Genomic DNA, 13,730 nt, shown 5'->3' with positions numbered 1-13,730 from the left:
ATGTTCGCGCGCTGTCAGTCGCTCTCGGCCGGCAGGCTGTACCAGATGTCGAAGGCGACGGATGCTGCGTCCTCGGCCTCACCGGCCGACAGCAGGTCGATGAGCTGTTCGTGGCGCTCCACCGACGCGCGCCCGTCGGCGCTGAAACGGAGTCGTTCGGCGCGACGCACGATGGGACCGAACTGATCCAGGACCGTCTCGGCAGCGTGGTTTCCGAGCGCCGCGACCGGGATCCGGTGGAGCTCGTCATCAGCATCCATGGCGGCGTCCACGTCGGCAGCGCTCAGCGCTTCAGCGAAGCGGCGATTCGCCTCCCGCATCCGGGCGACGTCGTCGTCGCTGAGCCTGCCCGCGGTCTCGCGCACTGCCAGCTGGTGCATGGCCGCGATCACGTCGCGCGCATCGCGCACGGCTTGCGGGTCGACCTCACTCACCGTCGTCGACCGGCCGGGCACCGCCACGACGAGTCCGCTCGCTCCGAGCCGGAGGAGCGCCTCCCTGACCGGGGTCCTGCTGACGCCCAGCCACGCTGCGAGCTCGCCGTCCTTGAGCTGCTCGCCCGGCAGAAACGTTCCATCGACGATGGCGTCTCGCAGCCGTCGGTAGACGTCGTCGCGGAGCAGCGAGCGGTCGACGGTCGAGGAGTTCTGCGGAACCGGCATGCAATATATTGCGCATCCTCTGCGGCCTCTTGCAAGTCGAAGCGATGCGGTGCACTATGCAATATATTGCACATCGCGTGCGTTGGACATGTCAACACATATCGGGCCGCGGCCCGGAAGAGAGGAAGAACAATGTCCACGACAGACCAGACCATCAAGAACGTCGTTCTCGTGCACGGTGCCTTCGCTGACGGCTCAGGCTGGCGGGGCGTCTACGACCTCCTCACGGCACGGGGCTTGCGCGTCTCCATCGTTCAGAACCCGCTCACTTCTCTGGCGGACGACGTCGCGGCGACCAGGCGAGTGCTGGATCGCCAGGACGGCCCGACGATCCTCGTCGGGCACTCGTGGGGCGGCACCGTGATCACCGAGGCCGGCGTTCACCCGAACGTCGCCGGCCTCGTCTACGTGTCGGCACTCGCTCCCGACGCCGGCGAGACCACCGCCCAGCAGTACGAGGGCTTCGCCGCCACGCCCGACTTCGTGATCGACGTGGGCGACGACGGATACGGCTTCCTCAACCTCGAGAAGTTCCAGGCGGGGTTCGCGGCCGATGTCGACGACGCCGACGCGGCGTTCCTGCGTGACACGCAGGTCCCGATCAACATGTCGGTCTTCTCGACGCCGGTCACAGTCGCCGCCTGGCGGAACAAGCCCACCTGGGCGGTCATCGCCACTGACGACAAGTCATTCGACCAGGCGATGCTGCAGCACATGGCCGCGCGGATGGGCGCCGAGATCACCAACGTGTCTGCCAGCCACGCACTCTACGTCACGCAGGCCGCCACGGTGGCCGAGGTGATCGCGACCGCGGCGCAGAAGGCGTCCACGCAGGTCGTCGCAGCCGCACGCTGAGGACGGCGCCGACCGGGTTCGTGGAACTCGATCGGCCGATCGACGCGAAGGACGGCGACCGCCGGCGTGAGCCTGCAGCGGTCGCCGTCCTTCATGGTGTCCTCAGTCGTCGCTGTCGGTCGCCGTCGCGACCACGGCGAACCCGGCGTCGAGGTCGAGCTCGACGAACTCGCCGGCGGCGGTCAGGACCGTGACGTCCCAGGGCGACGCGCTGTCGTCATCAGCCTCGATCTCGACGATGCGGCCATCCGCCTCGGCGAGCGCCGCGTCCACGATCGCGGCGATCGAGTCGGCGTCGAGGACGTCCCGCGGGGCGCCGTCGTCGTCGGCGGACTCCGTGGAGACGACGGATGCCTCGCCGGCGGCGTCGACGCGCACTTCGGTCTCGGCGCCGTCATCGGCCTCGAGCTTCACCTCGGCGCTGCCGTCGCGCTTCAGGTCGATCGACGTGGGCTCGCCCGCACCGGCGGCGGACGCGGCGTCGATCATGGCGACGAGGTCGTCGGCCGAGTCGGTGCCCAGGTTCGAGACGTCGCCGCCGACGCTGTCGGGGCTGTCGTCGCTCGAGTCGTCGACGTCGCGCGAGTCGTTGTCGCTGTCGTCGGAAGCCGCCGACGCAGCGAGGTCGCCCGCCTCGTCGGCCATCTCCGCGCCGAGGGCGATGCCGCCACCGGCGAGGATCGCGGCGGCCAGCACCGCGCCGCCGCCGATCAACCAGCCGCGCGTGCGGCTGCGCTTCGGTGCGGGAGCGGGCGCCGCGGGCGTGGGCGTCGGGGCGATCGCCTCGGTCCGGCCGGCGTCGACGGGCTGGGTGGGAGGAGTCTCGGGGGTGCTGTTCTTGTCATCCATGCTTCGATGGTGCCGAGCGGTCGCTGAAGCAGACCTGAAGCATCCTGAAGCTGCGTTCAGACGGCCGCCGGAAGCGCGACGACGAACCGCGCGCCGCCGAGCGGCGAGTCCTCGACGCGCACGCTGCCACCCTCCGCCTCCGCGATCGCGCGGACGATCGCCAGGCCGAGGCCGCTGCCGCCCGCATCGCGCGCGCGGGCCTCGTCGAGCCGCACGAAACGCTCGAAGATGCGTTCGCGCTCCCCCGGCGGAACTCCCGCCCCGTCGTCGTCGACCGTCAGCAGCACCTGTCCCCGGTGCTCGATCACCCCGATCGCGACGGCTGTTCGCGCGTGGCGGGCCGCGTTGTCGGCGAGGTTGCGCACGAGCTGGCCGAGCAGGCGGGCATCGCCGCGGACCCGCGCCGCGTGGACGCCGGACGCATCCACGACCGCACCGCCGGCCCGGAGCCGCTTCGCCTCGGCGAGCGCGAGATCGTCCACATCGACGTCATCACGCTGCAGCGCCGGCCGCTCGTCGAGTCGGGTGAGGAGCAGCAGCGCGTCGACGAGCTCCTGCATCCTGAGGCCCTCGTCATGGACCACTTCGGCGAGGTCGTCGACGGACGTCGCCTCGGGGTGCAGCTGGGCCACTTCGGCGTGCTGGCGGATCGTCGCCAAGGGCGAGCGCAGCTCGTGCGAGGCGTCGGACACGAAGCGGCGCTGCGCGGTGGCGGCAGCATCCAATCGGTCCAGCATGCGATTCATCGTTCCCGCGAGCGCGGCGATCTCGTCACCCGACGGCGGCACCGCCACACGTCGGTCGAGGCGGTCGGCGGTGATGTCGTCGACCTCGGCGCGAATGCGCGCGACCGGCCGGAGCGCCCGCCCGACGACCCACCACGTGATCCCGGCGACCAGCGCGGTGACGGCGATCACGGCGACCGCGAGCAGCGCCGCTACTGTCGCGAGTGTCTGCTCGTCGTCCTCCACCGGCACGGCGAAGAGCAGCACGCCGTCGTCGAGGTCTTCCCGCACCACGAGCATCGGCTCGTCGTCGAAGGTGACGACGGGTGTGCCGTCGACATCCGGCAGGGTGCCGTTGTCGGCCTCGTCCGAGGCGGCGACCACCTGCCCGTCGTCGTCGAGCACCTGCGCGATGTCGTCGTCGAGCTCGGTCACGCCCGAAGGCCCCTCCGCGTCGACCCGCGCGGCCAGCTGCTCGGCGCGCGTCTCGGCGGCACGAGCGGTCGCGTCACGGATGCTGAGGGAGAGGATCCCGGAGAACGCGAGCGCACCGACCACCAGCGCAGCGGCGACGACCAGCGTCGCGGCGGCGGTGATACGCGTGCGCAGCGAGCGGCGCCGCGGCTCAGCCACCGTCCGCCGCCAGTCGGTAGCCCGCCCCGCGGATGGTCTCGATCGCCTCGCGACCGAACGGCCGGTCGACCTTGCGCCGGAGGTGCCCGACATAGACCTCGACGATGTTCGGGTCGCCCTCGAAGTCGTCGTTCCACACGCCGGCGATGAGATCGCGCTTGGAGAGCACCTGCCCACGATGGCGCATGAGGTGCTCGAGCACGGAGAACTCCCGCGAGGTGAGGTCGATCTCGGCGTCGCCGCGCCAGACCTTTCGCGCTCCCGGGTCGAGCCGGAGGTCTCCCGCGTCGAGCACCGTCGGCCGCTCGATGCCGCCGCGGCGGATCAGCGCACGCAGCCGCGCGACGAGCACGGCGAACGAGAAAGGCTTCGTGACGTAGTCGTCGGCCCCCGTCTCGAGCGCCTCGACCTGATCCCACTCGCCATCCTTCGCCGTGAGCATGAGCACCGGCGTCCAGTTCTCCTCCGCGCGCAGCGCCTCGCAGACCTTCCAGCCGCTCATCCCCGGCATCATGAGGTCGAGCACGATGGCGTCGTACGCCGTCTCGCGCGCCCGCCACAGTCCGTCCACGCCGTTGTGGGCGACATCGACGCCGAAGCCTTCGGCCTCGAGCCCGCGACGGATGCCGTCGGCCAGGCGCACCTCGTCATCCACCACCAGAATCCGCATCGGGTCCAGTCTGGCTCGCCGGGGCTGAATCCCGCCTGAAGCGCGCGATCTCCGGCGATCACCGGCATCCGTCCTCAACGACCGAACCCTCTTGCGGGTGCCGTCTGCCGGGAGTATCTGTGAGGTGGTCGCGCGGTTCGCGGTGGATCGCGAAGACCGGCGGGGAGCGTGTGCGATGGCCGATGAGCAGTTCCTCACCATTTCGTCGATCCCCGGGGAGCTCGTCGACGATCGGCATCCGGGCGCCATCGAGGTGCTGAGCTGGAGCTGGGCGGTGTCGAACGCCGTGCCGGCCGGTGGCGGCGGAGGCGGGGGTCGCGTCGGCAAGCCGACGCTCACCGATATCGCGGTGTCGCTGCGGGTGGATGCTGCGACGCCGCGCCTCTTCGATGCCTGTGCGCGCAGCATCCGTCTCGATGAAGTCCTGCTGTCGGCACGACGCGTGGGCATGACCGGCGACTACTTCACGGTGCGCATGGAGGATGCCGTCGTGACGTCGGCGACGACGGCCTTCGCCGGCGAGGATCCTGCCGTGCAGATCACCCTGGGCTTCGCCACGCTGACCATGACCTACCAGACGACGCTGCCCGACGGCTCGCTCGGCGACCCCGTCTCCGTCACGATCGGGCGCGTGCAGCAGTAGCCCGCGGGACGTACGTGCGAATGAGTCCACCCACCCGAGAAGGAGTCACCGATGAGTTGGAACGACATCAGCAGCACTGTTCGCATGCTGTCCCTGCTGGGGCGCATCAACCCGGAGATGTTCGACGTCTTCCCGCCGCACAGCCATCGCGGGCGCCTCGGGAGCAGGTTCGACGCGGTGGCGCTCAACCCGCAGCCGCTGCCGCCCCGGTGGATGCTGGCGGCCTCCGAGCTGTCGGGCTACATCGCGGCGGCGGTGCTCGAAGCCGACCTGCGGGGTGAGGACCAGCCCGGCTGGGTAGCCGAGGTGGTGGAGGACTGGTGCGGCACGGGGTGGCCGCGGCGGCTGCCCATTCCGCTTCCCGGTCCGCGCGGCGAAGGCCCGCAGCCGGAGCCGTGGGATGTCGCGGCCGCGCAGATCACGGGCGCGGTGGCGTTCGCGTCGCTCGCCTCGCGGCTGGCCGGCGGGCACGCGCAGGCGGGGTTCGCCCAGATGGCCGAGAACCTCGCGGAGGCATCCAGCAAGGAGATATAGGCGTGGGGCCCCTGGCTGACCCCGGCGTGTGAGCCGCCGCGACCGCGGTCCGTCGCGCGTGCAAGGCCCCTACCCCCGGTGGCGGGACCGCCCGGCGACGACGGTCTCGACCACCGTGGCGTCGAGCAAGGCTTCCGCACCGGCCGCGAACGGGTCGGTGTCGAGCACGGCGAAATCCGCGGCGAAGCCGGGGGCGATGCGCCCGCGCCAGTCGCCGTCGCCGACCGAGGCCGCGGCGTCACGTGTCGCGTGCCCGATGGCGCGGTCGAGCGGCAGCGCATAGTGCGGGTGCGTAGCACGCACGCCCGAGTCGAGCGCCGAGGCCCGCGTCGCGGCGATGTACATGTTCGCGAGCGAGCTGTGCGGCGCCGTCGGCGCGTCGGTCGAAAACGCCAGCAGCGCTCCGGCTTCTTCGTACTCGGGCCAGGCGAAGGCACGCTCGACGCGCTCGTCGCCGAGCATCTCGGCCCAGTTGGCGAAGATCGCGGGGTCGGAGTGCACGGGCTGCATCGACGCCGTGACGCCGAGCGCCGCCATGCGCGCCGCGGTCTCGGGAGCGGCGTACTCGAGGTGCTCGATGCGGTGCCGCCGGTCGCGCGGGCCGTTGACGGCGATCGCGTGCTCGATCGCATCGAGCGCGATGTCGCTCGCAAGGTCGCCGATCGCGTGCTGGGCGACCTGCAGTCCGGCCGCGTCGGCGGCCGCGACCACGGGCTCGAGCTGCGCGGGCGGCCAGATCGGGCCCGCGTTGGTGCCGTCAGCATACGGATGCCGCATCGCGGCGGTGCACGCGTCGATGACCCCGTCGAGGATGAGCTTGATGCCGACGACGCGGAGCCACGGCGACGAAGGGCTCGCGGCGAGCTCTGCGGCGCGAGCCACCTGCGCGAGGTTCTTCGCGTCATCGCCGGTGTTCTCGATCAGCCAGTGCGCGGCCACGCGGATCGGCAGCTCGCCGCCGCGACGCGCGCGGGCGCGCTCGAAGGCGGCGAGTCCGTACTCGTCGAACGCCATGTCGACGGCCCCGGTGACGCCGGTCGCGAGGTACGCGTCGATCGCCCGCTCGACGGCCTCGTCGCGATCGGCGTCGGTCGTGGCCCGGTCGCGGTGGGCCCACGCGAACTGCACCGCCGCGGTCTCGTACAGCATGCCGGTCGGCTCGCCGTCGGCGTCGCGGGCGATCTCGCCCCCGATCGGGTCCGGCGTGTCGCGCGTGATGCCGAGCTCGGCGAGCGCCGCGCGATTGACCCAGCACGAGTGGTAGTCGTTCGCGTCGAGATAGACGGGGATGTCGGCGACCACCGCGTCGATCATCGCGGCGGTGGGCGCGCCGCCGGGGACGGAGTCGAAGAGCCATCCGCGTCCGCGCAGGACCGCAGCATCCGGATCCCGATCCCGTGCCTCGCGCAGCCGGGACTGGATCTCGTCCAGCGACCGGGCGTCGGTGAGGTGGACCTGGCCGAGTGCCGCACCCATCATGAGGAGGTGGGTGTGGGCGTCGGTGAAGCCGGGGAGCACGAGCCGACCCTCGAGATCGATGGTCTCGTCGGCGTCGGGAGCCTCGTCGCGGTCGCCGACGAACGCGATCACGTCGCCCTGGACGGCGAACGACTCGGCCCAGGAGTTATCGGGGTCGGGGTCGGCGGTGAAGACGCGACCGTTGACGTAGCGGGTGATCATGGACGGCCCTTCTTTCCGAGCGGGGTGCGCAGGAGGCCCGCGTAGAGCGCGGCGGCGACGAGCATGCCCACCGGCACCGACAGGTCGATGTAGCCCGTGGCCACGGCGATCGGGCCCGACCAGACGCTGGTCGAGAGGCACAGCGCGGTCGCGAGGCCGCCGACGAGCAGCGCGGTCACGCCCGGGATGCCCCATCCGCCGGAGTACCAGAAGCGTCCGCCGGGGTGGTCGTCGAACAGCTCCACGCCGTCGTACCGGTAGCGGCGCAGCAGCACGTCCACGACGAAGATGGCCATCGCCGGCCCCGAGACGACGACGAGGAACTGCAGCATGAGGTTCGCGGCCTCGAGGAGGCTCGACGACAGCACGAGATAGATGGTCAGGGCCGTGCCCACCGCGCCGACGATGATGGCCGCGGGGATGCGGCGCAGCCGGAACCCGATCGCCTGCAGCGCCATGCTCGAGGTGTAGGTGGTCATCGCGTTCAGGGCGATCGTGTTGATGACCACGCCGATCACGAGGATCGGGCCGAACCACCCCGGCAGCAGGTCGAGCAGCGCCACGTCGAGGCCGGCGGCGAACGCGGCATCGCTCAGCCCGGTGGCCAGGAGCACGCCGACGATCGTGAAGACGACGAACGGGACGGCTCCGCCGAGCGCCGTCGCCAGCGCGATGTGCGAGTGCTTCGTGGAGCGCGGCAGGTAGCGCGCGATGTCGGGGCTGTTGATGAACGACAGCGGCGTCGAGGCGAGGATCGTGAACCCGATGGCCATCGCCGACCACAGCGCGGGACCCTCGAGCGCCACGGGCGCGGTGTACTGCCAGTCGACGGTCGGCAGGATGAAGGCGGCGACCCCGAGGAAGATGACGAACAGCGCAGCCGCCATGTAGGAGTACGTCCGCAGGATCAGGCCGTGGCCGAAGATCGCGACGAGGATCGTGATCGTCGCCACCACCAGCGTCACGCAGATGGGCACCCAGACCGGGTCCTCGAGGCCCATGCGGCGGAGCAGGTCCGCGCCCATGAACGACGAGGCGAGCCACGTCAGCGACAGGAACACCGCGCCGATGAACCATCCGACGAAGGCGACGAACAGCCGGTTGCCGAGGACACCGTACATGGCCCGCGTCACGACCGAGCCCGACGTGCCCGACGCGGGTCCGCTGCCGGCGATGATGCCGGGGAAGACCCACAGCAGCGAGGCGGCGAGGATGACCGCGATCGCCTGCCACAGCTCGAGCCCGAGCAGGATGAGCGTCGCGCCGATGGTCAGATTCAGGATGCTGACACTCGGTGCCGCCCAGATGAAGAAGAGGTCGCGCGCGCGGCCGTGGCGCTCGGCATCGCCGATCAGCTCGATCCCGCGCGTCTCGGGACGCGACGCGGTGTCGACGAACTCGTCATCGAGCTCGGTCTGTGAATGGGTCACGGTGTTCCTTCCGGGAGAAGCATCGTTGCTATTGGTCACATGCCCAATGGACTATTGGTCACACATTCAATAGCATGATCACCGTGACGTCAAGCGAGATTTCGGTTCGCACGCGCAAGCGTCCCGAGGAGCGCCGGGAAGAGATCCTCGAGCACGCGACGGCGATCGCGCTCGACGAAGGGCTCGAGCGCATCACGCTGCGCGCCGTCGCCGACCGTCTCGGGGTACGCCCGGGCCTGATCACGCACTACTTCCCCGCCGCCGAGGCGCTCGTCATCGAGGCGTTCACGCGCGCCGCCGTGCAGGAGCGCGAGCGGTTCTTCACGGGGTCGGGCACCCCGAAGGAGCGCGTGGCGCATTTCGTGGCGCACGTCGAACGCGGCGCCTCATTGCCACTCGCGCGGATGTGGCTCAACGCGCGGCACCTCGCCCGCTTCAGCCCGGCGCTCGACATCGCGCTGCAGCAGCAGGACGAGCTCGACCGCGAGCGCCTGACCGCGATCATCGAGGACGGCATCGCCTCGGGCGACTTCAGGATCACGGATGCGGAGACCGCCTGCATCCGGATCCTCATCGCCCTCGACGGCGGCGGCTCGTACGTGAACACCGCGACACCGCCCACCCACCCCGCGCACGAGCACGTCGTCGCCGACGTGAGCGAGTGGGCGCTCGGGCTCGAGCCCGGCGCGCTGCGGGCTGCCGTGGAGGCGGCGGCCGCTGCTCAGTCGTCGCGAGCCGCGCGCTCCAGCTCCGCGGCGACGTCCGGGACGTAGTTCTCCAGGTTGCGGGGCGGCCGCTCGTAGCCGCGGGAGTCGGGGCGGACCGGAATCGCGACCTCCTCCCGCGGGACGAGCTCGTACGGGATGCTCGCGAGCAGGTGCGACATCATGTTGATCCGGCTGCGGCGCTTGTCGACGGACGGCACCTCGAGCCAGGGCGCCTCCGGGATATCGGTATGGACGAACATCGTGTCTTTCGCGCGGGAGTAGTCCTCCCACCGGGTGATCGAGAGCACGTCGTTCGGGCTGAGCTTCCAACGTCGCATCGGGTCGTCTGCCCGCGAGCGGAACCGGGCCTCCTGCTCTTCGGGCGAGACGCTGAACCAGTACTTGAGGAGGATGACCCCGTCTTCCACCAGCATGCGCTCGAAGATCGGTGCCTGGTGGAGGAAGCGGTGGTACTCGGCGTTCGTGCAGTACCCCATGACGTGCTCGACGCCGGCACGGTTGTACCAGGACCGGTCCATGAGCACGATCTCGCCCGCCGCCGGCAGGTGCGGCACGTAGCGCTGGAAGTACCACTGGGTCCTCTCCCGCTCCGTCGGAGTGGGCAACGCGACGATGCGCGTGACGCGAGGGTTCAGATACTCCGCGACCCGCTTGATCGTCGAGCCCTTGCCCGCGGCGTCCCGTCCCTCGAAGATCACCACGATCCGCGCGCCGGATGCCTGGACCCAGGCCTGCATGTCGACGAGCTGCGCCTGCAGTCGCCGCAGCTCGCGCTCGTAGATCCTCTTCGGCAGCCGCGACACGCTCATCTCGGTGACAGTACACCCGACCCCCGCGCGCGGCGAAGGGTGGGCTCCGGTGCACCTGAGCGCGACGCCCCGGTAACGCCTGATGCGGGAGGCCGACGCATCCGGCCCCCCGCTCGACGCTGCGGCGCAGCATCCGTCATCCCGCGTGGATCAGCCCTTGACGCTCCCTGTCGCGAGGCCCGACTGCCAATACCGCTGCAGGAACAGGAAGGCGACGATCAGCGGAAGGATCGACACGAACGAGCCGGTGATCACGGTCGAGAAGAGCGCCTGCGTGCCACCGCCCGCCGATGCCGCCGCCTGCAGCTGCGCGAGGCCGACGGTGATCGGGTACAGGTCGGACGTGTTCAGCATCACCAGGGGAAGGAAGTAGTTGTTCCACGTCGCGACGAGCGAGAAGAGGAACACCGTCACGAGCCCGGGTCCGAGGAGGCGGAAGCCGACCTGCCAGAACGTGCGGAACTCCCCCGCCCCGTCGACGCGGGCCGACTCGATGAGCGTGTCGGGGATCGCGTCCGCCGCGTACACCCGCATGAGATAGACCCCGAACGGACTGACGAGCGAGGGGATGATGATGGCCCACGGAGTGTCGGTCAGCCCGGCGCGCGCGAACAGCAGGTACGTCGGCAGGGCGAGGGCCGTCAGCGGGATCATGATCGCGCCGAGGGTCGCGCTGAACAGCACCTTCTTGCCGGGGAACTCGTACTTCGCGAACGCATAGCCCGCCATTGCCGACAGCAACGTGGCGCCGGCCGCCGCCGTCACGGAGTACACCACCGTGTTGATCAGCCACCGAGTGAACAGGCCGCCGCGGATCGTGAAGAGCGTCTGCAGGTTGTCCCACAGCGAGAGCTCACCGCCGAACCACAGTCCGAAGGTGGAGAACAGCGCGGAGTTGTCCTTCGTCGACGACACCAGCAGCCACCACAGCGGCAGCACGAAGTACAGTACGCACAGCCACAACAGGATCGTCAGCAGCCAGCTGCGCCGGCGGGAGCGGGAGTACGAGGTCTGCGGCCGGCCGAGCCGCTCCCCGGTGACCAGCGTCCGGGTCTCGGTGGAGGTCATGCGAGCCCCTTCCGCTCACGGCGCGCAGATCGCTCGGATCCGAGCTGCACGAAGTACGACACGATCGCGATCACGATTCCCAGCAGGAACGCGAGCGCCGCACCGTAGTTGAGCTCCTGGTTGATGAAGGCGACGTTGAACGCGTAATAGTTCGGCGTGAAGCCGTTGGTGATCGCGTCGGGAGCGAGCGCGTTGAGCAGGCTCGGCTCGGTGAACAGCTGGAACGACCCGATGACGGAGAAGATCACGGTCAGGAGGATCGCCGGGCGGATGGCGGGGATCTTGATGCTCCACGCCAGCCGGAACTGGCCCGCCCCGTCGATCTCGGCCGCCTCGTACAGATCCCCCGGGATCGCCCGCAGCGCCGCGTACATGATGATCATGTTGTAGCCGACGAACTCCCACGTGACGATGTTCATCATCGACCCGAGGATGTTGCCCGGTGAGAGGAAGTCGGGAGTGCCGAACCCGAGCGCCCGCGCCATCTGCGCGATCGGACCGAAGTCCGGGCCGTACAGGTAGCCCCACATCAGCGTCGCCACGACCGCGGGCACGGCATACGGCATGAAGATGAGCAGCCGGATGCCCTTCGATCCCCGCGCCAGGAACGTGTCGAGGGCGAGGGCGAAGAACAGGGCCAGGCCGAGCATGATGGGCACCTGCACGACGAAGAACAGCGCCACGCGGCCGAGGCCTCCCCAGAACTGGGGGTCGGTCAGTGCCCGGACGTAGTTGTTCAGCCCTGCGAAGACCTCACCGCCGATGAGCTTGCTCTCGAACAGGCTCAGGTACCCCGCGTAGACGAGCGGGATGACCAGCATCGTGAGGAACACGACGAAGAACGGCAAGAGGAACAGGTAGGCGGCGCGATACTGCTTGCGCTGGGTGGGACTGGTGCGCCGCTTCTTCGCGGACGCTGCGGGACGCGCGGCAGGAAGCGTCGATGCGTTCGCCACGGGGTCTCCTTTCGAATGGATGCTGCGGACCGGCCGATCGCGTCGCGGTGGCGGCGCGATCGGCCGCGGCGGAGGTGCCCGCCGATGTGGACGGGCACTCCGCGGTCTCACTCGACGGTGAAGCCCTGGTCTTCGGCGTAGCTCACGAGCTGGTCCTGCCAGGTGTCGAGGGCGCCGCTGATGTCGCCCTTGTCGGCGATGACGGTGCCCATGGTCTCCTCATAGGTGGAGTAGACGTAGTCCATGAACGGCAGCCACTGGAAGTCGGTGTCGACCGTCGTGGAGATCTCGGCGAACAGCTTGTTGACCTGCTGGCCGCCGTAGAACTCGGACTCCTGGTCGGCGAAGGCCGGGTCCTCGAGCACCGACACCTGCGGCGGGTAGAGGAACTGCTCGGTCGCGAGCATCATCGCCGACTCGTGGTCGTTGTTGATGAACTTCGCGAGCTCGTACGCGGCGATCGGGTTCTCGCTCGACGCGAGCACGGCGTCCGACGAGCCGCCCCAGTTGCCCGAGACCTCTTCATCGGCGCTCCACTGCGGCAGCGGCGCCGCGCGCCATAGCCCTGACGTATCGGCGGCCGTGCCCTGGAGGAAGATCGGCCCCCATGCCGCGGTCAGCCAGCCGGCGTACTTGCCGCTGGCGAGGCCCTGGTACCAGGTGTCGTTGAAGTCGACGTCGGTCGAGATGAGGTCCTGCTGGATCAGGTCGGTCCAGTAGTCGGCGACCTGCTTCGCCTCGTCGCTGTTCACGTTGATCGAGACGGTCTCCTCGCCGTCGTAGCCGAAGGGCTTCACGCCCGCCTGCCAGAAGAACCCGATCATCTGCCCGGCCTGCGTCGCACCGAGGTTGGAGATGTACGAGCCCGTGCTGTCTTTGACGGCCTTGGCGGCCGTCGCGTAGTCGTCCCACGTCGCCGGTGGCTCGGTGATGCCCGCCGCGGAGAGGATGTCTTCGCGGTAGAGGTTGCCCATCGGCCCCACGTCCTGCGGGATCGCCCACACCTCGTCACCGGGTGACACCTGGTTCCATGCCCAGCCCACGTAGTCGTCGGCGAGGTCGTCGGCGCCGTACGGAGTGAGGTCGAGGAGCGACCCGGGGAGCACGAACGACGGGATGTACTGGTACTCGATCTGCGCGACATCCGGTGCGCCCTCGCCCGCCTCGATCGCACTGCGGAGCTTCTGGTAGTGCGGCAGGCCCTGGCCGACGTTCTCGACCTTCACCGTGATGTCGGGGTACTTCTCCTCGAAGAGGTCGACCTCGTTCTGGATGTCGGGGACCCAGGTCCAGAACGTGAGCTCCGTCGGAGTGCTCATCGCCTCGTCGATCTGCTCCTGGGTGATCGGGCCCTGGGTGCCGCCGCCGTCGCCGCTCGGGGCGCACCCCGTGAGGAGCACCGCGACCGTGGCCGCGCCGACGGTCAGCGTCGCTGCTGTTCTGCGTGCCTTCTTCATGATTGCTCTTTCTTCTCGGTGGGATCGCGTG

Annotated in this window: 14 protein-coding genes; 4 read left to right on the top strand and 10 right to left on the bottom strand. The window is 69.7% G+C overall.

The annotated features are described in order from the left end of the window. Positions 1-14: 14 nt before the first annotated feature. Positions 15-662, bottom strand: a complete 648-nt coding sequence (locus ACEYYH_RS05070; protein ID WP_374977172.1) for a GntR family transcriptional regulator — start codon at positions 660-662, stop codon at positions 15-17. A 132-nt stretch (positions 663-794) separates the two neighbouring features. Here ACEYYH_RS05070 and ACEYYH_RS05065 point away from each other — a divergent pair, with 132 nt between their 5' ends. After that, positions 795-1,517, top strand: a complete 723-nt coding sequence (locus ACEYYH_RS05065) for an alpha/beta fold hydrolase (protein WP_374977171.1) — start codon at positions 795-797, stop codon at positions 1,515-1,517. A gap of 102 nt (positions 1,518-1,619) precedes the next feature. Here the strand turns inward: ACEYYH_RS05065 and ACEYYH_RS05060 are convergent, their stop codons facing one another. Genes ACEYYH_RS05060 through ACEYYH_RS05050 form a run of 3 tightly spaced genes read right to left on the bottom strand, consistent with a single transcriptional unit; the run spans position 1,620 to position 4,394 of the window. After that, positions 1,620-2,366 (bottom strand): PepSY domain-containing protein, encoded by a 747-nt coding sequence (locus tag ACEYYH_RS05060; RefSeq protein WP_374977170.1) that lies wholly within the window; start codon positions 2,364-2,366, stop codon positions 1,620-1,622. A gap of 56 nt (positions 2,367-2,422) precedes the next feature. Beyond that, positions 2,423-3,724, bottom strand: a complete 1,302-nt coding sequence (locus ACEYYH_RS05055) for a sensor histidine kinase (RefSeq protein ID WP_374977169.1) — start codon at positions 3,722-3,724, stop codon at positions 2,423-2,425. Continuing rightward, on the bottom strand, positions 3,717-4,394 hold the full coding sequence (locus tag ACEYYH_RS05050) for a response regulator transcription factor (RefSeq protein WP_374977168.1): 678 nt from the start codon (positions 4,392-4,394) through the stop codon (positions 3,717-3,719). The genes ACEYYH_RS05055 and ACEYYH_RS05050 overlap by 8 nt, the downstream gene beginning before the upstream one ends. A gap of 175 nt (positions 4,395-4,569) precedes the next feature. Here ACEYYH_RS05050 and ACEYYH_RS05045 point away from each other — a divergent pair, with 175 nt between their 5' ends. Both ACEYYH_RS05045 and ACEYYH_RS05040 read left to right on the top strand, forming a co-directional pair. After that, entirely contained in the window at positions 4,570-5,037 is a 468-nt protein-coding gene (locus tag ACEYYH_RS05045) for an Hcp family type VI secretion system effector (RefSeq protein ID WP_374977167.1), read from the top strand. Positions 5,038-5,088: 51 nt separating this feature from the next. Beyond that, positions 5,089-5,571: a hypothetical protein gene (locus ACEYYH_RS05040; RefSeq protein ID WP_374977166.1), complete on the top strand. Its 483-nt coding sequence runs from the start codon at positions 5,089-5,091 to the stop codon at positions 5,569-5,571. Between the two features lie 69 nt (positions 5,572-5,640). Here the strand turns inward: ACEYYH_RS05040 and ACEYYH_RS05035 are convergent, their stop codons facing one another. Together ACEYYH_RS05035 and ACEYYH_RS05030 are read right to left on the bottom strand one after the other, a co-directional pair. After that, complete coding sequence (locus ACEYYH_RS05035; protein ID WP_374977165.1) at positions 5,641-7,251, bottom strand: amidohydrolase; 1,611 nt, start codon at positions 7,249-7,251, stop codon at positions 5,641-5,643. After that, positions 7,248-8,681, bottom strand: coding sequence for a purine-cytosine permease family protein (locus ACEYYH_RS05030; protein ID WP_374977164.1), 1,434 nt, complete (start codon positions 8,679-8,681; stop codon positions 7,248-7,250). The genes ACEYYH_RS05035 and ACEYYH_RS05030 overlap by 4 nt, the downstream gene beginning before the upstream one ends. 74 nt (positions 8,682-8,755) lie before the next feature. On the opposite strand from ACEYYH_RS05030, the gene ACEYYH_RS05025 reads away from it, so the two are divergent. Further along, positions 8,756-9,454: a TetR family transcriptional regulator gene (locus tag ACEYYH_RS05025; protein WP_374977163.1), complete on the top strand. Its 699-nt coding sequence runs from the start codon at positions 8,756-8,758 to the stop codon at positions 9,452-9,454. On the opposite strand, the gene ppk2 is transcribed toward ACEYYH_RS05025, so the two are convergent. The 4 genes from ppk2 to ACEYYH_RS05005 all read right to left on the bottom strand — a co-directional run bounded on the left by ppk2 (position 9,403) and on the right by ACEYYH_RS05005 (position 13,699). Then, entirely contained in the window at positions 9,403-10,218 is an 816-nt protein-coding gene (ppk2, locus tag ACEYYH_RS05020) for a polyphosphate kinase 2 (RefSeq protein WP_374977162.1), read from the bottom strand. The genes ACEYYH_RS05025 and ppk2 overlap by 52 nt on opposite strands. A gap of 150 nt (positions 10,219-10,368) precedes the next feature. Further along, positions 10,369-11,286: a carbohydrate ABC transporter permease gene (locus tag ACEYYH_RS05015; protein ID WP_374977161.1), complete on the bottom strand. Its 918-nt coding sequence runs from the start codon at positions 11,284-11,286 to the stop codon at positions 10,369-10,371. Next, the gene (locus ACEYYH_RS05010) at positions 11,283-12,242 is read right to left on the bottom strand and encodes a carbohydrate ABC transporter permease (RefSeq protein WP_374977160.1); all 960 of its coding nucleotides are present in this window, start codon (positions 12,240-12,242) and stop codon (positions 11,283-11,285) included. The genes ACEYYH_RS05015 and ACEYYH_RS05010 overlap by 4 nt, the downstream gene beginning before the upstream one ends. A 107-nt stretch (positions 12,243-12,349) precedes the next feature. After that, on the bottom strand, positions 12,350-13,699 hold the full coding sequence (locus ACEYYH_RS05005) for an ABC transporter substrate-binding protein (RefSeq protein WP_374977159.1): 1,350 nt from the start codon (positions 13,697-13,699) through the stop codon (positions 12,350-12,352). Positions 13,700-13,730 lie beyond the last annotated feature (31 nt).

Source organism: Microbacterium trichothecenolyticum (assembly GCF_041938625.1).
GTDB lineage: Bacteria > Actinomycetota > Actinomycetes > Actinomycetales > Microbacteriaceae > Microbacterium > Microbacterium trichothecenolyticum_D.
This window is presented reverse-complemented; position numbering and strand designations above follow the sequence as displayed.